Genomic DNA, 19,670 nt, shown 5'->3' on the forward strand with positions numbered 1-19,670 from the left:
GGAGGGGGCGGCGGGGCGGCTGGCCTTGGCGCCGGGCGAGCCATCGCGGGGCTCGGCATCGGGGGCGCGAACCCGGCCGCGCCCGTGGCGGATCCCTCACGCCCTCCGCCACCCAACGCCGCGGCCTGCATCGCGCCAAACCCAAGGGTGTCGGTGGTCGCGAGGGCGCTGCCTTGCAGGGCCGTGTCGAACAGCGCGTTGTCACCTTCGATGTCCGGCGGCAACAGATCAAAGCGGTCTTTGACGTCGCGCGATCCGGGGTCGCGCTGACCTTGGACGCGGCCGGCCAGCAGCAGCCGCTCGAGGGTGTTGAGCCGGCCATAGGCCCAGGGCTCGAGGTCGCCGCGCAGATCCTCGCCGAGCAGGTAGCGATCCAAGAAGGTCTTGTCGCGCTTGTTGGCCAGGTACGGCGCGATCACCTGGGTGAAGAACGCGGGATCCTTGCGCGCCAAGAACAGGTTGAGCTCGTGGCACGCATACTTGCTGTAGTTCTCGCGCTGCTGCTCGGGCGTGAGCGAGGGCCAGCGCGTCACAAACTCGAACTCGCGCAAGGTCGCGTCGTTCGACAAGGTCAGCAGCAGGGTGTGGGCCTTCGCCACGCTGTCGACCAGCTCGAGCTTGGCGGTGCGGATGTCCTCGAGCACCAGCTGGGTGTTGGCGGCCAGGCTGGCGCGACGCTTGCGTTTGACGAAGTGCTTGGTCGGGGCGAGCGCGTCGAGCAGGCGCAGGTCGCGAGGCGCGAGCTCGGTCTCGGGCAGCGTCACCTGGCGGGACGCGAGCGCGACCGCGTTGACGGCCACGATCTGCACGAGGTGATGCCCAGCCAGCGCCGCGCGCTCGATCACGATCATGCCCTCGGCGTCCGGCTGAAGGTTCAGCCCCACGTAGGCGGGCGCGGGCAAGAAGTCCAGGTTGTTGGAGGGCGCCGTCGCGATCGGGCTGGGTTCCATCGGCGCGTCCGCGAAGTCCGCGGCCGCGTACGCCTCGCTCATCTTGCTCTCGTAGGGCTCGCCTGCCTTGGCCTCCTGGGTTCCCGTCGAGGTCGTGCGCACGGCCCAGGGGTTGAGCAGCAGCCCCGGTCGCTCGAGCATGTTGCCGGCGAATACCTTGGCGCGGCCGCGCTCGAGGATGTAGCGATACTCGTCGCCGATGTCGCGACCTGACAGGTACAGGCAGCGGCTGCGCCCGACCTTTGTGACCAAGGGCGGGGGCAGACGCAGGCGATCCAGCGTCGCGTCGGCCGACTTGGGGGCGACGAAGCGACTGGCGAACACGTGCACGCGGGTGTTGGCATCCGCCCCTGCCACGCGCACGCGTACCTGCTCGGGCGTGAGCTCCACCTTCGCCACCCGCAGCGGATCCGCCGTGCGCAGCTGCAGCTGGCGCCTGGCTGACAGCGCCCACCCGCGCGCGCGCGTCTTGCCACCCACGCGCAGCTGCACGCGACGGTGGTCGTGGCCAAGCACCAGCTCGTAGTCCCCGGACTCGAGTCCGCGCACGCGGATGGTCTCGTCGTCGATCACCACGGCGTCGATCCGGTCGCGCAGATAGCCCGTGCCGCGGCGCTCGAGCAGCGAGAGCACCGGCCGGTCGAGGTTGGCGGGCCGCGCCAGCACCAGCTCTTCGCCGGCCGCGATGTGCAGGGCCGCCGGCGTCGTGTCCGTTGCCCGCGGCAAGCTCCAGCTGGCGGTCGCCTGGCCGCCAAGCGTGGCTTGCAAGTCGCTGATCTGCGCGAGCGCGCCCAGCTCGACGCGGCCGCGCGCGTCGGTCTGCAGGGCGACCTGCATGCGGGCCCGAAAGTCCACGTGCGCGACGCTGACGTTGACCTGAAGATCCGGCCGCGGCTCGCCCGACTTGCCCAGCGCGTACAAGACATATCCATCCGCGGTCGCGGCCAGGTGCAGCCCGACGATCTCGGCGCCCATGTCGATGTTGTTGATCGACATGGCGCTTTGATCCGAGAGCTCGAGCTCGCGCTGCTCGGTCACGCTGCGGACCTTGGCGGTGACGCTGAACGCGAGCTGATGCAGATCATCGGGCACCTTGAACGCGTGCACGGCCTCGGCCTCGCTGCCCAGCGTGAGCCCCACGGTCACGCTGGACTTGGTGCCGTGGCGATCCGTCGAGGTGATCGTGAGCTTGGGATCCTGGATCAGCTTGGGCGAGACGGGGAAGCCGTTGAGCGTGAGCGTGGCGCGGACGATCACGTCGGCGTGGGCCCCGGTGATCAGCTGCTCACGCTCGACGTGGATCCCGGCCTTGAATTCGTAGTGCTCGGCGCGCGGCGTGAAGCTGGTGATCGTGGTCGCGTGGCCGTGGCGCAGCAGGATCTTGGTGGCGGAGCCGCCCGCGCCATAGGGGATGCGGACGTCGCCGTGGGCGTCGGCTTGGTACTCGCGGCCGCCAAACCACGCGGTGGCCTCGGGCACCAGCTGGTCGTCCTCGTTGAGGATCGTGAGCACGTGGCCGGCCGCGCCGAGCCGCTCGACGTAGCGCAGCCCGCCCTTGCGCAGCAGCGCGCGGCTGCTCTTGCCGCCGCCGATCAGCTCGATCACGTAGGTGCCCGGGCGCGTGAGCGAGGGAAAACTCAGCGTGCGGGCGACCCGGCGCAGCGGCGGTTCTTGGTACTCGAACACCCGCTCGTCGTTGGCGACCAGCCCGTCTAGATCCACGCCGGTGTCGAGCTCGCGGCCGTGCGCCTGAAAGAACGCCAGGGTGTTGATCTCGAACACCTTCACGACCAACGCCGGCACGTTCTTGACCCACGCGCGCAGCTCGACCGGGGCGCTGGCGCCCACGTAGCGGGGATTGTCGGGGCGGATCTCGATGTCGACGCGCTGCTCGAGCGCCCCGTAGTAGGTGGGATCGTCGAGCATCGAGTACCAGCGCTCCTGGTCGCCAACGCCCGCGAGGATCTTGGTCTCGGCGAACAGCCGACGCAGGAACTCGCTGTCGAGGTAGGGCCGATAGGCGTCGTAGTCGGTGAGCTTGGGATCCGCGAAGATCTGCGCCAGGTAGTCTTGAACCAGCGGCGTGTCGTCGCGGACCACGGCGAGGCCCGTGCTGGCCTGATAGTCGTTGCCAAATTGCGCGAGCGCGTACTGGTGCGCGCTGCGGTAGGCCTCGGCCACATACGCGGCCTGACGCGGGAGCTCGAGGTACGCGTCGAAGCGGGCCCGGTCGTAGATCCCGTGGCGGCGATCAAAGTCCAGGCGATGGTAGAGCACGTTCAACTTCAGGCTGTTGAACGCGTCGGCGAGCGGCGTCACGAAGCTGGCGAGCGCGTCGAGGTGCTCGCGCATGAGCTCGGGATCCGCGTCGAGGTCGACGTCGGGCGGCGGCTGCAGTCGTGACATGCGGATCTCGATGAACCGGCGATCCCCCAGCACGTCGGGCCGCGCGGCCGCGACCGCGTCGAGCTGCGCGCTCGTCATCAGCGCGTGCGCGCTCAGGCTGCCAAACCCGCTCGAGTGCGGGTCCGCGAGCTCGCGCAGCACGTGCGCGACCAGCTTGGGGTAGTCGGGTCGCTGCACGCGTTGCAGCAGCGCGCGCAGCTGGGTGATCGACAGCTCGTCGGACTGCGCCAGCCACTCGAGCGCGCGGTCGTTGAAGCCGTCGAGGTTGCTGTGATGGCGAAGGGCGTCGCGCTCGAACGCGGCGCGGCCGATGCTCGCTGGATCCAGGCGGGTCGGCACGGCTCGGTGGGCGTCCTCGACCTCGCGCTGGTGGTTGAAGGTCAGGTTGAGCCGACGGCGGATGTGCTCGAGCGACGCGGCGGGATCACTGGAGAAGCGGAGCAGCGCCTCGCGGTCGCGGATCTCCCGAGCGCGGCTGGTCTCGCCGTGGCGCTTGACCCACGCGTCGAGCAGCTTGGCGACCTCGGCACGTGCGCTGTCGTGCGCTTGGTGCTGCAGCGCGAGGCAGTGATGAAAATAGTAGTCCTCGGTGCCGGGGATCAGCTGCGCGAGGGCTTCGCTGCGGTCGTCCGCGAGCGCGATTGCTTCGAGTTGCTCAATGTCCATGACGGGTCCGCGTGGGTGCAAAGTTTACTGGATCTCCGGGCCTGGCAGGGCGATTGGGACCCGATGCTCGCGCTCGAAAATGGCCGGCCCCGAACTGCCCTGGTGCGGGTATGCTGCGTCGAGCAGGAGACCTCATGACCTTCGTCGTCACTTCGAATTGCCAGCGTTGCCGGTTCACGGACTGCGTCGTGGTGTGCCCCGTCGACTGCTTTCACGGTGACGCCGAGATGCTCTACATCGATCCAGACGAGTGCATAGATTGCGCCGCGTGCGTCCCCGAGTGCCCGGTCGACGCGATCTACGATGAGGCCGAGCTGCCCGACCACGAGTCGAGGTGGCTGGCGATCAACGCCAACCGGGCGGCGTCGCTGCCGGTCGTGTCCGAGAAGGTCGAGCCGCTGCCAACGGCGCAGGCCCGCAAGCAGCAACTCGGATTCTAGCCAGATTCTGCGTGCATCCGGCGCTGTCTCTGTGCGCGCGAGTCGAGTACGGTACCGCCGTGAGCACCGACCTGAGCGATCGTGAGTACGACATCGTCTGTTGGGGCGCGACCGGGTTCACCGGTGCGCTGGTCGTCGAGTATCTGATCGAACACCACGGCCTGAGCGGGCTGCGGCTGGCCCTCGCCGGGCGCGACCGCGACAAGCTCGAGGCCCTGCGGCGTCGCATGTGCGAGATCGATCCGGCCGCCGCGAAGCTGCCCCTGTTGATCGGCGACAGCCTCGATCGCCCGTCGCTCGACGCGATCGCTGTGCGCACCAAGGTGGTCTGCACGACCGTCGGGCCCTACGCCAAGTACGGTGAGCAGCTGGTCGCGGCCTGCGTGGCGGCGGGGACCCACTATTGCGATCTGACCGGTGAGGCGCAGTTCATTCGGCGGATGATCGATCGTCATCATGAAGCCGCGCGCGAGAGCGGGGCCCGGATCGTCAACTGCTGCGGCTTCGACTCGATCCCCTCGGACATGGGGACGTACATGATGCACCGCGCGTTCGAGCAGCGCGGTGGTCAGGTCCGGCGGGTCCGCATGTTCGTGGGCGAGACCAAGGGCGGCGCCAGCGGGGGGACGATCGCCTCGGCGCTCAACATCGCCGACGAGATCAAGCGCGACCGCTCGGTGCTCCAGGTCCTGAGCGATCCCTATTCGCTGTACCCGACCGGCGAGCCGGCTGGTCAGGACGGCCGTGACCAAGCGGGCGTTCGCAAGGACAAGGATCTTGGCATGTGGACGGCGCCCTTCGTGATGGCGGCGATCAACGCGAAGGTCGTTCGGCGCAGCAACGCGCTGCTCGACTTCGCCTACGGCCGCGACTTTCGCTATGCAGAGTCGGCCAGCACCGGCGCCGGGGCCAAGGGGCTGATCGGCGCTGCGGTGGTCACCGCGGTGATGACCGCCGCGATCCCGGCGTTGGCGTTTGGGCCCACGCGCAGGCTGCTCGCGAAGAAGCTGCCCAAGCCGGGCGAAGGCCCCAGCCGCGAGGCCCGCGAGGCGGGCTTCTTCGTCGCGCGGTTGATCGCAGACGGCGTGGATGCCAGCGGGGATCCCATGCAGCTGCGCGGGCGCGTCGAAGGGGTCAATGATCCCGGCTACGGCGAGACCTCCAAGATGCTCGGCGAGTCCGCGCTGTCGCTGGCGTTTGATCCGCTGGACTCGCCCGGGGGGCTGCGCACGCCAGCTTCAACCATGGGCGACAGGCTGCTCGAGCGGCTGCGCGCGGCCGGTATGACCTTTCGCGTGGAGTAGCGCGGGCGCTCAGGCGAGCGACAGCTCGGTCCAACCCTCGGCCGCGCCAATGTAGACCCGCGACCCCACGACCAGGATCACCCGCCCGTCGCTGATCGCCATGACCGGCGCACCGCCGCGAAACGGCGCCTCGAGGCCTTCACCGATCCGCTGGGCTTTGCTGCCCTGCACCCGCCACAACCCCGCTGCGCTCGCAACCATGGTCACGCCCTCGGTGTGCCCGATCGCGTAGGGATCATAGTTGACGTCGAGCACGAACACGCCGCGGCCGGCCTCGTCGACGGCACACAGGCCCTCTGGCTCCCCCTCGTCGCAGGTCTGAAACCCGTAGCTCCAGCCCCCGCTGGCGGCCACGCGGCTGGAGCTGTCGTCGTGTGGCCACGGCAGCATTGTCCAGGTTGGCTCGCTCAGGTGTCCCTGCCAGCGGCTCTGCCAGCCGCCGCCGCACCCGGCCTCGGCTCCGTCCATCAACATCAAGGAGCCGTCGGGGCCGATCGCGAGATCATCGAACTCGCTCAGATCTTCGGGCCGCCGACGCAGGGTCCAGTCCGTGCCCGTCTGGGTCACGGCCATCACGGCGCGCTCGTCGAGGGCCTCGTACTCGAGCCCTTCGACCGACTCCGGTGGTGGCAGCGGGGTCGCTTCGGGCAGCACCCCGAGGACCACGATGTGCCCCGCGCCCGCGTGGATGCTGCTCGCGTGGGCGACCGGCAGCGGAGCGGCCTCGATGCCGTCGTGGTCGTTGACCCGCGCGAGGGTGTTGTCTGACATGAGCAGCCACACCACGCCCTGCGCATCCATGACCATGTCCTCGATGCTGGCGGTTGCGTCCGCGTTGCGCTCGAGCTCGCGCACCGCGTTGTCCTTGCCGATCCACAGGCGCTGGCGATCGCTGATCGCGAAGCGCGTGTGGGCGGGGTGGCCGGCCACGAGCGGACCCCACCCGCGCTCGGGCGCTTCGTCGAAGTCGGAGTCGGAGTCGGGCTCGGGCTCGGGCTCGGGCTCGGGCTCGGGCGGCGGCGCCTCGGGCTTGGCGAGCTCGGGCCGCACGCGGTAGTCCAGCGAGACGTCGCGGGCGACGTCGGCCCCCGGCAGCGACTCTGCGGCCGGCGGCGGCGCGGTGCAGCCAGCGAGGATCAGCGGCCCGACGAAGCCGAGCACGAAGCGAGCGAGATCAGAGCGCATGTGAGATCCAAGTTCGAGCCCGCTCGAGACTATCAGAGCTGCCCTGGGCGCGTCGCCGGTTGCGGGGATCAGCCCACCGGGTTGGGGTTGATGACGCCCGTTCCGGTCCCGCCCAGGTACGCGTAGCTGTCCCACTGGCATACCCCACGATGATGATCGAGAACTTGTTTTGATTCCCGTCGAACACGTGGAGCCCATCGGTCACGGGCACCCGCGCGGCCTCGTAGTCGCTGTCGGCGACGGGGATGAACAGCGCGTCGTCGAGCGGCGCGCCAGCGGGCCGCGCGGCCCACGCGGCGCGGCGAAAATTGCTCGATCGGGCTGAGCTGGACCATGGCCGGATCGCCGATCCCGGCCCCAGCGTTCTCCGGCCCGGACCCGCGATGACGTTCCTGACCCCGCCTTGCTTGGACTCGACCTGGACTCGACCCTGGACCGTGGCCATCTGGGCTTGCTGCACGTTGCTCAACGGCGCTCATCAGCGAGGGCTCGCCGTACCTGTACTTGTCGACAGGGATCTGGACGCACGACCTGTGTGGGGTCATCACCTCACACGCGGGGGAGGGCGACCCTTCATTGGCTGCTCGGAGGCGCCTGGTTAATTTTCCGGGCATGGAACAACCCTGGCGGCAACCCTCTCGTCACCTTGGATTCGCAGCTAGCTTGGCCTGCACGGCCGTCCTGACGCTCGTCGCGCTCGCACCCGCGTCGACCCACGCGAGCCCACCGAGCTGCGCACAAGGGTGTGGCGGTTCAGCGGTCGGGTCGTTCCCGATATGCTATTGCGACGTTACCTGTGAGACGAACGGCGATTGTTGTGCAGACTATACTGAGGTGTGTGGCACATCGACACCGCCAGACGGCACGTGTCGAGGTTCGTGTGGGGGCTTCGCCGGATCCTGTTATTGCGACGAACTGTGCAGCGACTACGGCGACTGCTGTGACGACTACGAGCCAGTCTGCGGGCCCGCCGACGAGTTCGAGGCCGGGATCTCACCCTACCACACGTCCCGCACGCATCTGGGCGATCCCGCCATGATCGGCGTCGACGTCCAGCGCTACGGTACCAAGGCCGTGTCGATCGACGTCCACAGCCCCGATTGGCGGCACTCTGAAGTGGAGCAGGACGTCACCCCGAGCGTTGGACGTAGCACGATCTATCAGGGCTGGGTCCGGTGGCAGCATGACGATGCCAGGTCCAACCTTCAGGCGCGGATCGACAAGGGCGAGGATATCCCGCTATACCACCTCTCGGAGGACCTGTGGTGGATGAGCATACGCAACTCTGGGGGCTGGGATCAGCTCGGGGCGTTCTATGACGCGAGCGCCGGCCGCTGGAAGATCGCGGTCAAGGGGGTGATCACCGAGTCTGACCCGACCCCTCCTCCGACCCAGGGCGAGTGGCACGCCCTGACGCTGGCGATCTCGCACGACGACGACGGGATGCTCTACTTCGACTTCGCGGTCGACGGCGAGGTCGTGGCCCACACCTACGACGACGCCAGCGCGTTCCAGCCCTTCCTGCAAAAGCACACGTACATGGGTTACGACCGCGTGACCTCGGGCACGATGGCGGCAGAATTCACCCCGCTCTACGTCTTCAAGGATGTCCAGACCACCGTCGCCACCGGCTACGACATCAACAATGATCAGTCGCAAAATCGCCCGCTACGGACATTGACCGAACACAGCACGTCGCTGGTCCCGACGCCGGGCCTGATCGGCTCATGGCCAATCATGGACTGCTTCTACGGCAGCGTTGGCGAGGCGCCGCTCGTCACGTCTGCGGAACATGGCTTGTTCCCGGCGTGTTCCTATGAACCCGATGAGTCGTTTTGCTGGACAGATCCTCACAATCTGTACGGCGATCATAACTGTCCGTTCTATTGGGAGCCACATGGCCGCGTCACCCGGCGGTTTGGACCGGGCATGGGCCTGTGGATCGACGACGACGACGTGCTCGAGCCCGCCGACGCCATCACGTTTGGCGCCAATGTTCGTCGCACAGACTGGTCGTCGCCGACCACGAGCGAATGGATCATTAGTAACCTCGACCATCTCGGGGGCTACGAACTACGGCAAGACGGCACGACGATGACAGCGCACGTTCGTGTCAAGGGTTGCGGCTTGCTGGCCGCGAGCGCCAGCGTCGCGGCGTTGAGCTCGCTCTCCCACAACATCGCGGCCACCTATGATGCAGAGCGTGGTCGCCTCGACCTTCTGGTTGACGGTGGTGTGGTCGCGTCACAGACCTGCCAGATGAGCGGCGCGGCGATGCTGACCTCGCCCACGCTTCCATTTGCGATCGGCACGCACAGGTCCACGCACAACAGGGGTTGGCTGACGGCGGGGCTCTCCGACGTGCGCGTATTCGATCATGCGTTGTCCAACGCCGCGTTCGCCGAGTGGAGCCCGCATTGGCGCGCTGACCTCGGCGTCGCCAGTCGCACCTGGGCGCGGCTGAGCCAAGTCAACGACGGGAGCTGGGTGGTCACCCACGACCCTGACACTGGCAACATGCGCTGGACCGGCGAGGCCCTCAACACCCACACCAACGAGACGATACCGAGTCCGACCTGGAAGATCCAGCGCGGCGTCAACATGATCGCGCCGCCGCGCTTTGCGATCGACGATGAAACCGTCGGCAGCACAGTGCCGCTACAGATGACGCTGCGCTACAAGACCTTCCACGACTTCGATGCATCAGCTGGGATCATCTACGGCTATCAAGATCGCTACAATTACTACCGCGCGACGATCGGCTACCTCGGCGTCGAGCTCGTTCGGTTCCGAGACGGCGGCGAGACCAAGCTCTTGAACCGGGACGACCTCCAGCTCCTACTGGGTGGGTCTCCGAGCTGGATGACCCTCGACGTCACACACTATGAGCTCAACGGCGTCCGCGTGCACAGGATCGAGTTCCAGGGCCAGGCGGTCGAGTTCATGGAGCCAGACCCGACCTTTGACGGTGGCCAAGTGGGGATCTTTGCAGAGGCGATGGAAGACATCGAGTTCGGCGCCCTCGAGATCACTGGCGGCGACTCGCGCCGCCCATATAGCGGCCCCACTCACTATGCCTCCGACCTCCAGTTGTTCCAGGGCGTCGATCCGGGCGTGGGTCGCTGGCCTGACTGGCACAAGCTCACGCTGCCGACCCCGACCCCGACCGGGATGATCGTCGACAATGAAGAGCCTCCCCACCTACTGATGGATTCGATCTGCCAGGACGCCACAGACAATCAGCTCGCGTGCGCGCTCTTGGGGTCGACAGACGCACTGCTGGCATTGCTCGGTGGCGAGGTGATGTTTGGCTTTTACGTCGCCGCCGCGATCATTCCCTACTCGGCTTACAACTTCCCGCCCAAGGGCGACGCGTACTTCGAGTACAGTCAGGGCAACAAATGGTGTGCCGAGTGGGCGCTGGACTCCAATGTCTACATCAACTACTGGTGCTGGGAGTCCAAGGACGACTGGTGGCTCGAGGGCGGACCGCGGTGGGAGCCGTACGGGCTCTGAGCAGCTGGTACCCATCGATGTCGATCCAGTCACGCGGCGACTGCCTGGGTCCGGTCGAGTCGCGGGCTGGCCTGCTGTCGTAGCGCTGCCACTGTCCCGAGCGCCGCCAAAGCTCTGGAGGCTCGTCCAACCCAGCTGCAGGTGCCCAGGGTAGTGGGTAGGCGTCGAAAGGCTCACCTAGTGCCGCACACCCTAAGTTCGTTCCGGGTTAGGCACGGCACTGAGGCCCAATGGCAGTGTCGCAGCTCCTAGCAGTACGCCCGGTACAGCGTCGTCGCCGCTCCTCGCCCTTGGGCCTCAGCTCCGCACCTAACCCGGAACGAACTTAGGGTGTGCGGCACTAGTTAGGAGACCGTGGTGGATTGCACGTTGGGCTCCGCGGAGCCCAACGTGGCAGCGCGCTCACTTGGGCGGCACGACGACGGTCTGGATGATGCCGGTCAGGCAGCCGATCGCGTCGGAGAAGTCCGTGTCGCAGATCGACTCGATGCAGCAGCGAATCTTCTCGCCGTCGTTGAGGGCCTCGCAGACCTCTTTGACCCGAACGGGCGGGATAGCCTGGCCGGTGAACCCGCCCATGCCGTCTTCACCCGTGCACCCGGGCCCGACGCCAAACTCGAACTCCTTCTTCGCGGCGTTGCTGTTGTCGCCGGGCAGGATGTCGCCGGCCGGGTACGCGCCGTCGATCCATTGGCGGTACTCGAGGTCCGCGACGCCGCCCGCGATCGGCTGGAAGGGCGGGGCGGGGTTGTGGGCGGTGACCTCCGGGACCCCAAGGATCCCGAGCATGATCACCTCTTTGTTCTGATCGTCGATCACCTGGTTTTGCAGGTAATTGAGGTAGCGCGAGAGCGGGTGCAGGACGCCCTTGTCGGACGAGACGCAGTCGTTGTAGACCCCGTTGACGTCGGGTGCGCCGCAGTCGACGCCAGCGTTCCAGCACACCGCCGAGGTCGCCTGGGTCTTGGTCCCCGTGTCCGGGTTGACCTCCCAGTAGGTGTTCATGTTGGCGTCGGTGAAGTACGAGTAGCCGTCGGGCGAGCGGACCGAGCAATCGGCCTCGTCGGTGATGATCGCAATCGCCAGGATCGCGCCATCACGCAAGAACGGCTTGGCGCCTTGGTTCCACGACGCCCCGGTGTAGACCGCCTGCAGCATGGCCTCGAGCGGGGCCTCGTAGCCGCAGCCAACGATGCCCTGGGGCCCGATGCAGCTCAGCGCGCCGCGGACGTCATCGCCTGGAATGTTGGTGATCGAGCCGTTCTGCCCCGAGAACTCGATGAAGGCGCCGTTCGAAGGCTCGATCGGGATCGGGCAGTCGCAGGCCTCGGGGAACGAGGGCGGGTTGCTGCCGAGCCCGGTGAAGTACTCGAGGCGCTCGCTGCATGCGGTGGCCTGGGGGGAGCCAACGGCGGGTTCGTAGCCGGGGATCTGGAATTGCGTGCACTGCGGATGGCCGACGTCGGTCGTGGTGACCATGATGTGGACGTCGGGGTTGAGCAGCTCGCCGTCCTCGCCCTCGAGCATCTGCAGCTTGTCGATGAGCAGGGGGAAGTTGGCCGAGAGGTTGACCTGCTCCTCACCCATCGTGCCCGAGTTGTCGATCACGAACAGCAGGTCGACCTGGTTGCAGCTGCCGTCGCCGGACGAGCAGCCGCCCCCACCCTCTGAGTCGGTGTCCTCGAGGTCGAGGCAGCCTTCGGGCGGGCAGCCCGTGGGGTCGGTGTCGCCGTCGCCGTCGCCGTCGCCGGTGGTCTCGAGCGTCGCGGTGAAGCTGGTCACGCTCGAGGTTGTCTCGTCGTCGTTGCCGGGATCACCCTTGCAACTGACCGCGGCCGCGAGCAGCCCAGTGAGACCGGACAGAAAACACAGATTAAAGGTCGTCCTGCGCATGATTCTCATCGTCGGCCAGATGCCGACGTCGAGGGGGAGCTTACGCGGGTTCTAGGAGAAATTGGAGAATCTGGAGATCCGCCCCAGAGGCTTGGGCAGGCGCCGGTTCGCGGCCGATATCGAGCGCCTGGCCGGGGGCTCACGAAAAAAGGGACCGCTGCTGCGGTCCCGCTTTCGCGCCTACGAGCGAAGGCGTAGGCCCGTTCACACGCAAGTCAGGGGCACAGGCAGGCGGGCGCGGCGACCAGCTCGCGGCTGACCTCGGTGCCGACGAACGTCCACCGGGTCGTGGAGTTGCCGTCCATCTGGACGATCGTCGGCGGCATCGTGAAGCCCGAGAAGTCGTTGTTGAACGTGAAGGTGTCGATTGGGTGGTCGGTGGTCTCGTCGACGTTCTGTAGCACGCCGTCTTCGAACCCTTGCAGTCCACACGACATCCCCTCGCACAAGATCGTACCCATGCTGTGGTGACCGACGATCGCGGACGGCTCCCATGACACGGAGCCGCCGTTGATGTCGCCGCTGGTGATCCCGCACGCTTCGGGCCCGGCGCTGTTCTCGAGGTCGGTGGCCACGGTCGAGAAGCCGTTAACGACGAAGTGCATGCTCATGTCGTAGGAGTACATGAACGCCTTGCCACCCGGTTGTCCGTTGACGTCGCGGAACTGCAGCACGAAGCTGCCGGGGCCGACGTGGTCGTCCTCGTCGTAGGGCGTCATCAGCAAGTTGAGCTGATCGCCAGAGCCGAAGGGCGTGTCGCTGACGTCGTACTCGCTGCCAGCGAGACCGTAGGTGATCTGCCAGACTTCGCAGCTGCCGGGGTCACCGTCACCATCACCGGAAGGGTCGCCGTCGCCGTCGCCGTCGCCGTCGCCGTCGCCGTCGCCGTCGCCGGAAGGGTCGCCGTCGCCGTCGCCGTCGCCAGTGCTGGGATCGCCATCGCCATCGCCATCCCCGGAAGGATCCCCGTCCCCATCTCCGGTGGTGTCGGAGCCGCTGGCCGGGCCAGTGTCGTCAGACGCGCTAAAGCATGCCACGAGTCCGAAGCAGGAGAGAGACAGTCCAACGAGTAGGGGGGTCGCGTAACGCTGCATGGGACCGGACAGAAAACACAGATCAAAGGTCGTCTTGCGCATGATGCTCATCGTCGGCCAGTTGCCGACTTCGAGGTGAGCTTACGCGGGTTCTAGAAGGAATTGGAGAATCTGGCGATCCGCGCTCGGCGTTCGCTCGGGTGGGTCTGCGCGGACGAGACGACGAGGGGGGGACCGCGGCTGCGATCCCCCCCCGAAGTTTGTGAGCCGTGGCGTCGCTCACAGCTGTCGCCGGTTGTTCACGGGCACAGGCAGGCCGGCGCGTCGACCAGCTCGCGGCTGACCTCGGTGCCGAGGAATTCCCACCGGGTCGTGGAGTCGTTGTCGTCTTGGACGATCGTCGGCGGCATCGAGAACGACGAGAAGTCACCGCTGAAGGTGAAGGTGTCGAGCGGCTGGTCGGTGGTCTCGTCGACGGCGTAGGGCATGCCGTTCCCGTACTTGGTGAACTGGCACGCGAATCCCGTGCACAAGATCGTGCCCATGCTGTGGTGATCCGCGATCGCGGGCGGCTCCCAGAACACGCTGTCGCCGTTGATGTCGCCGCTGGTGATTCCGCACTCCACGGGGCCGGCGGCGTTGACCAGGTCGGTCGCCACCGTCACGCCGCCGCCGGTCACGACGAAGTCCATGACCATGTCGTACTCGTTGATGAACGCCTTCTCGCCAGGTGCTCCGTCGACGTCTCGGAAGTGCAGCACGAAGCTTCCCGGGCCCACGTGGTCGTCGTCGTCGTAGGGCTCGTCCAAGAAGTTGAGCTGATCGCCCGCCCCGCCAAGCGTGCCGCTGATCTCGAACTGGCTGCCGTCGAGGTTGTAGGTGATCTCCCAGACTTGGCAGGCGGCGGGGTCGCCGTCGCCATCACCGTCGCCATCACCGTCGCCGTCGCCATCACCGTCGCCATCACCGTCGCCGTCGCCGTCGCCCGGATCGCCGTCGCCGTCACCGGTGCTGGGGTCGCCGTCGCCGGTGCTGGGGTCGCCATCGCCATCGCCGGATGGGTCCCCGTCTCCGTCGCCGGTGGTGTCGGTGTCGCTGGCCGAGCCAGTGTCGCCAGACGAGTCGCCGCATGCCACGAGTCCGAAGCAGGTGAGGGACAGTCCAAGGAGTAGGGGGGTCGCGTAACGCTGCATGGCTGAGCATAGGATCGGCGAATTTTGCGCGATCATGATCGAGATCACAGTGTGTACAGCCGCGCGCCTGGGGTGGGTCAGGGGCCCCAATCGCAGTGTGAAGCCGCTCGCGCACTAGCCTTCGGTCGCGGTCCGTCGCGCTGGCTCGCGCTGCTATGTTCGGGTCGTGGACGGACCCGCGAGCAAGTTGCGCCTCCCGATCGCGGCAACGGGCAACAGCTCGGCGGCCCGCGTCCTCGACGACTGGTATGTCGTCTGCACTTCGGCGCAGCTGGATGCGCTGGGGACCAAGCCGCTCGCCGCCAAGCTCTACGGCATGCCGATCGCCGTGTTCCGCACCGCGGCCGGCGAGCTCGGGGCGCTGCTCGATCGCTGCGCGCACCGGAACGTGCCGCTGTCCGACGGCGCGGTCGATGGCGCGCTGTTGCGCTGTGGCTACCACGGCTGGGCGTTCGACACCGCGGGTGTGTGCCGCGAGATCCCCACGCTGTGCGCCGAGGTCGAGGGCAAGGCCCGGGTCGTCCCACGCTTCGCCGCGCGCGAGCAGGACGGCGTCGTGTGGGTCTACGCCACGCCCGACGTCGAGCCCGCCCGCGAGCCCTACGTGTTTCGCTGGGTTCGAGACCCGCGCTACCAGTCGGGACGCGAGATCTTCGAGGTCGAGGGCACGATCCACGCCGTCGCCGAGAACGCGCTCGACGTCCCGCACACCGCGTTCTTGCACAGCGGGCTGTTTCGCAAGGCCGGCGGGGGCAACCGCGTCGAGGTGGTGGTTCGGCGCTGGCACGATCGCGCCGAGGCCGAGTACATCGGCGAGCCGCGACCGCCGGGCGTGGTCGGCCGCTTGCTCGCGCCGGGCGGCGGGGTGGTCGAGCACTTCGATCGCTTCGTGCTGCCCAGCATCACCGAGGTCGAGTACCGGCTTGGCGACGCGAGCCACATCTGCACGGTCAGCGCCCTGACGCCGATCACCGACACCCGCACCCGGCTGACCGCCGTGATCAGCTTTCGCCTGCCGCTGCCGGCGTTCATGGTCACGCCCGTACTCGGGCCGCTCGCGCGGGCGATCTTCAAGCAGGACGCGCGGGTGCTCGAGCGCCAGGCCGCCAACGTGGCTAGGTTTGGGGGCGAGAGCTTCGTCTCGACAGAAGTCGACGCGCTCGGGCCCTCGATCTTGCGGTTGCTGCGAAACGCCGAGCGGGGCGACCGGGCCGAGATCGGGCAGCCCCACGAGCACCGGTTTTTCATCGATGTCTAAGAGAACAGCTACCCCTTGCAGGTCACCTCGTACTTGCCGTTGACACAAATGCCGCCGGTCTTGTCATCGAGGTCCCAATTGCCGATACGTTCGAGAGCCCTCGCTTCTGCCCAACAACGACATGCGAACTTCGACGAGTCGGGCGCCGTGTCTGAGGTTCATGTGGGGTCATGACGCCTCCCTGGCGACCTCGATCAGCTGCTCGCGCAGCCACGCGTGGCCGGGATCGCTGCGGTGCAGCTCGTGCCAGCCGAGGTGCAGGGCCACGGGGGGCAGCTCGATCGGCGGTTCCAACATGCGCAGCGGGTGGACCTCGACGAAGCGGGCTGCGATCCGGCTCGGCAAGGTCGCCACGCGCTGGGTCCCCACCAACAAGTAGGGCACGCTCGAGAAGGTTGGCACTTGCACGCTCACCCGTCGGCGCAGGCCCTGCTCGGCGAGCGTGCGATCCACGACGCCCCCGGGCCGCTCACCCGGGGCGACCAGCACGTGCTCGAGCTTCACGTAGCGCGACAGCGACAGCCTGCGGCTCGCGTGCTCCGACCAGACCACGCAGGTGTAGCCATCCTCGTGCAGCGGCGTCCACACGACCCCCGCCGCGCTGCGAACCCGCGGCGACACATACACGTCCAGGCTCCCCGCCTCGAGCTCGCGCTTGCTCTGAACCGACAGCTGCCGGACCACGACGTCGACACTGGGCGCGCGCTCGGCCAGGCGCCCCATCCACGGGCCGAGCAAGGTCAGCTGGCTGTAGTCCAAGGCCGCGATCTGAAACCGGCGCTGCGCGGTCAGGGGATCGAAGCGCTCGCGCGGCTCGAGCAGCGCGCCCAGATCCCCGAGCGTACGGCGCAGCGGAGCGGCCAGCTCGAGCGCCCGACGAGTTGGACGCATACCCCGCCCAGTGCGCACGAACAGCTCGTCGTCAAATAGCTCACGCAGCTTGGCCAGCGAGCGGCTGACCGCGGACTGACTCAACCGCAGACGCCGCGCAGCCGCGCTCACGTTCTCCTCTGTCAGCAGCAGATCGAGGATCACGAGCAGGTTGAGGTCGATCTTCGTGAGTTGCGTCTGCCTCATAGTCACTATGATGGTAATGCATTGGACGCACGACACACGCGCGCCAGACTTCGGCAATGCCCAACGTTCTCACCCTGCTCCGAACCGCCAACGGCTTGCTCTCGCCCGTGGTCCCGCGGGTCTGTGCCGATGTTGCCGCGCACCTGTTCACGACCCCGCGCCGGCACAAGCCACCCGTGCGCGAGCTCATCAGCGAGCAACAGGGCGAGCGGCTGATCATTGATCGCGGGCACGGCTTTGGGCAGCTGTCGGCGCTGCGCTTTGGGCGTGGGCGTGGGCCGCGGGTCCTCGCGATCCACGGGTGGGAGGGCCGCGCGACCCAGTGGGGGCCGCTGGCCGAGCAGCTCGATCGTGCCGGGTTCGAGCTCGTGGCGCTCGACGGTCCGGGCCACGGTCACTCGCCCGGTCGCCGAGCCCACCCGGTCGCGTTCGCCAACGCCTTGCTCGACGCAGACCGGCAGCTTGGTCCGTTCGCGGCGGTGGTGGGGCACTCGATGGGGGTGCCGGCGGTGGCGATCGCGTTGCGCCGCGGGCTGCGGGCCGAGCAAGCGGTGCTGCTCGCGGGACCGTCAAACGTCGAGACCGTGCTTGGGCGGTTCGAGGCCATGCTCGGGCTGTCACCCGCGGCGGCCCGGCAGTTCGAGGCCCGCATCGCGGGGATCGTGGGTGCCCCGGCCGAGGAGCTGTCGATCGCCGCGCTCGGCAAGGAGCTGCACCAGCGGGCGCTGGTGATCCACAGCAAGGACGACCGCGAGATCCCCTTCGCTGACGCGCTGGACAACGTGCGGCACTGGCCGAACGCCACGCTCCACACTGTCGACGGGCTGGGGCATCGCCGGATCGTCCGCGACGCGGGCGTGATCGAGACCGTCGTCAACGCGATCACGGCCGGCCAGCGCTCTTAGCCCCCGGCTTTACTTTGACCAGCACGAACCGCCCTTGTCCGTCCCGGCTCACGCGCAGCCGCACGCCTTGCTCGAGGTCGGCGTCGGTGAGCAGGCGCACCGCTCGTGCCGCGTCTTGGACCTGCTCGTCGCCCACTTGCTCGAGGATGTCGCCGGGCCGGATGCCGGCCTTTGAAGCGGGGGACCCGGGCTGAACGTGGGTGATCAGCACGCCGCTCGACTGACCCAAGCGCAGCGCTTGCTGCAATTTCGGCGTGATGTCTTGGAGGGCGACACCCAGCTTTGGCGGCTCCCGCGTGGCCGTGGCTGGCGCGTCGCCCACCTGGGCCTGGGCCTGCGCCGCCGCGAGCTTGGCCTCGAGCGTCTCGGTCTTGCCGTCGCGCCAGACTTTCAGCCTCATGGTCGACCCAGGCTGTTGATCGGCGATGTCGCGCCGAAACGCAGTGACGGTTGATGTCGCTTGATCGTTGATGCTGGTGATGATGTCACCGCTGCGCACGCCGGCTCGTTCGGCGGGCCCGTCTGGCACCACGTCCTGCACGAGGATCCCCGCTTGGTCTTCAAACCCAAAGCTCGCGGCCATGTCTGGCGAGAGCTCCGAGACCAGCACGCCGAGTTGGCCCCGCACGACCGCGCCGTGGTCGATGAGTTGGTCGATCACCTGCTTGGCCAGCGACGCGGGGATCGCAAACGCGATGCCGTTGTTGCCGCCGCTGCGCGAGGCGATCGCGGTGTTGACCCCGACCACGCGACCGTTCAGATCCACGAGCGGACCGCCAGAGTTGCCCGGGTTGACGGCGGCGTCGGTCTGGATGAAGTCCTCGTAGTCGACGATCCCCATGTTGGCGCGCCCCTTCGCGCTGACGATCCCGGCGCTGATCGTCTGCGGCAGACCAAAGGGATCGCCGATCGCCAAGACCCAATCACCCACTTCGAGCGAGTCCGAGCTGCCAAACTCGACCGGGTGCAGATCCGTCGCCTCGATCTTCAGGACCGCGAGGTCGGTCTGCGGATCGCTGCCGATGACCGTTGCGTCGAACTCGCGGTCGTCGGCGAGCTTGACCTTGACACCATCGGCGCCCCCGACCACGTGATGGTTGGTCAGGATGTGGCCGTTGTCATCAATGACGAAGCCGCTGCCAAGCCCCTGCTGTTGGAACTCGCGCGGGGGGCCGTCTGGAAGGCTGAAGTTGAAGAAGTCGAAGAATGGGTCGCCACGCATGGGGCCGCCAAACGGCGTGGCCGTGATGGTCTTGGTCGTATACACAGAGACGACCGCTGGGCCCGCGCGCGCGATCGCTTGTTTGAACGCGGCCTGAATGTCGTCGATCGCGGCGACCGCCACCTCAGGCGGTGTGGCCAGCGGGGCGAGGTCTTGTTGCTCCTCCACACACGGGGGTTCACAGGCGGCCTTCGTGGAGGCCGCCGCGCCGCACCCGGCGACAGTGAGGGACAACGCGAGGGCTTGGGACGGGTGTCGAACCAAAGCAAGCATGTTGGCGCTCCGTTCTGGACACAATGGATCATCCCGGCGGCGACGCGAGCGAAGCATTTGCAAGCCAGGACGGAGCTGCGCTCGACGCACCGGGCGTCGCACTTCGTAGGTGGTTCCGTCGCGCGTGTAGCGAATTGTGGAGGTGTCGGCACGAGCGCGAGAGCCAGACCGCTTGTGAGTCGATCGAGCCTCGCTACTTCACCCTCTCGATATCGAAGCCCTGCTCGCCGCCGCCCGTGCCGTGCGTGCAGCGACGCTTGATCATCGCGCAGCGGGCCTGGATGTCGCGTGAGCGGTCCAGAACCAACTGCGCGTGACAGCGACGCGCCCGAGCTGGCATGGATCCCA

General features: G+C 67.5%; 12 protein-coding genes and 1 pseudogene. 5 read left to right on the forward strand and 8 right to left on the reverse strand.

What is annotated here, in order from left to right; translation table 11 throughout:
- Positions 1 to 4,022 (reverse strand): annotated as a pseudogene (locus tag DB30_RS36775) (hypothetical protein); the annotation flags it as partial.
- Positions 4,023 to 4,156: 134 nt separating this feature from the next.
- On the opposite strand from DB30_RS36775, the gene DB30_RS36780 reads away from it, so the two are divergent.
- Both DB30_RS36780 and DB30_RS36785 read left to right on the forward strand, forming a co-directional pair.
- Positions 4,157 to 4,462, forward strand: a complete 306-nt coding sequence (locus DB30_RS36780; protein ID WP_052558068.1) for a 4Fe-4S dicluster domain-containing protein — start codon at positions 4,157 to 4,159, stop codon at positions 4,460 to 4,462.
- 59 nt (positions 4,463 to 4,521) lie between these two features.
- Positions 4,522 to 5,766, forward strand: coding sequence for a saccharopine dehydrogenase family protein (locus DB30_RS36785; protein WP_052558070.1), 1,245 nt, complete (start codon positions 4,522 to 4,524; stop codon positions 5,764 to 5,766).
- Positions 5,767 to 5,775: 9 nt separating this feature from the next.
- Here DB30_RS36785 and DB30_RS36790 read toward each other — a convergent pair whose 3' ends face one another.
- Together DB30_RS36790 and DB30_RS36795 are read right to left on the reverse strand one after the other, a co-directional pair.
- Entirely contained in the window at positions 5,776 to 6,951 is a 1,176-nt protein-coding gene (locus DB30_RS36790; RefSeq protein ID WP_052558071.1) for a hypothetical protein, read from the reverse strand.
- Entirely contained in the window at positions 6,941 to 7,420 is a 480-nt protein-coding gene (locus tag DB30_RS36795) for a hypothetical protein (protein WP_052558073.1), read from the reverse strand. Before DB30_RS36795 ends, DB30_RS36790 begins: the two co-directional genes overlap by 11 nt.
- Positions 7,421 to 7,785: 365 nt before the next feature.
- Here DB30_RS36795 and DB30_RS36800 point away from each other — a divergent pair, with 365 nt between their 5' ends.
- Positions 7,786 to 10,467 carry a LamG-like jellyroll fold domain-containing protein gene (locus DB30_RS36800; protein ID WP_052558075.1) on the forward strand — a complete coding sequence of 894 codons (2,682 nt, stop codon included), beginning with the start codon at positions 7,786 to 7,788 and terminating at the stop codon, positions 10,465 to 10,467.
- Positions 10,468 to 10,869: 402 nt separating this feature from the next.
- Here DB30_RS36800 and DB30_RS36805 read toward each other — a convergent pair whose 3' ends face one another.
- From DB30_RS36805 to DB30_RS41945, 3 genes are all read right to left on the reverse strand, one after another.
- Entirely contained in the window at positions 10,870 to 12,360 is a 1,491-nt protein-coding gene (locus DB30_RS36805; protein ID WP_052558077.1) for a hypothetical protein, read from the reverse strand.
- 215 nt (positions 12,361 to 12,575) lie between these two features.
- Complete coding sequence (locus tag DB30_RS36810) at positions 12,576 to 13,496, reverse strand: hypothetical protein (protein ID WP_165704113.1); 921 nt, start codon at positions 13,494 to 13,496, stop codon at positions 12,576 to 12,578.
- Positions 13,497 to 13,693: 197 nt separating this feature from the next.
- Positions 13,694 to 14,587, reverse strand: a complete 894-nt coding sequence (locus DB30_RS41945) for a hypothetical protein (protein WP_052558081.1) — start codon at positions 14,585 to 14,587, stop codon at positions 13,694 to 13,696.
- Positions 14,588 to 14,753: 166 nt separating this feature from the next.
- Between DB30_RS41945 and DB30_RS36825 the strand changes: the two genes are divergently transcribed.
- Positions 14,754 to 15,845, forward strand: a complete 1,092-nt coding sequence (locus DB30_RS36825; RefSeq protein WP_146662285.1) for a Rieske 2Fe-2S domain-containing protein — start codon at positions 14,754 to 14,756, stop codon at positions 15,843 to 15,845.
- Positions 15,846 to 16,013: 168 nt separating this feature from the next.
- On the opposite strand, the gene DB30_RS36830 is transcribed toward DB30_RS36825, so the two are convergent.
- The gene (locus DB30_RS36830) at positions 16,014 to 16,922 is read right to left on the reverse strand and encodes a LysR family transcriptional regulator (RefSeq protein WP_052558082.1); all 909 of its coding nucleotides are present in this window, start codon (positions 16,920 to 16,922) and stop codon (positions 16,014 to 16,016) included.
- Positions 16,923 to 16,978: 56 nt separating this feature from the next.
- Here DB30_RS36830 and DB30_RS36835 point away from each other — a divergent pair, with 56 nt between their 5' ends.
- The gene (locus tag DB30_RS36835) at positions 16,979 to 17,827 is read left to right on the forward strand and encodes an alpha/beta fold hydrolase (protein ID WP_052558083.1); all 849 of its coding nucleotides are present in this window, start codon (positions 16,979 to 16,981) and stop codon (positions 17,825 to 17,827) included.
- On the opposite strand, the gene DB30_RS36840 is transcribed toward DB30_RS36835, so the two are convergent.
- Positions 17,805 to 19,283, reverse strand: a complete 1,479-nt coding sequence (locus tag DB30_RS36840; RefSeq protein ID WP_165704114.1) for a Do family serine endopeptidase — start codon at positions 19,281 to 19,283, stop codon at positions 17,805 to 17,807. The two genes, DB30_RS36835 and DB30_RS36840, sit on opposite strands and share 23 nt — an antisense overlap.
- Positions 19,284 to 19,670 lie beyond the last annotated feature (387 nt).

This window comes from Enhygromyxa salina (genome assembly GCF_000737335.2).
Taxonomy (GTDB): Bacteria; Myxococcota_A; Polyangia; order Nannocystales; family Nannocystaceae; genus Plesiocystis; species Plesiocystis salina_C.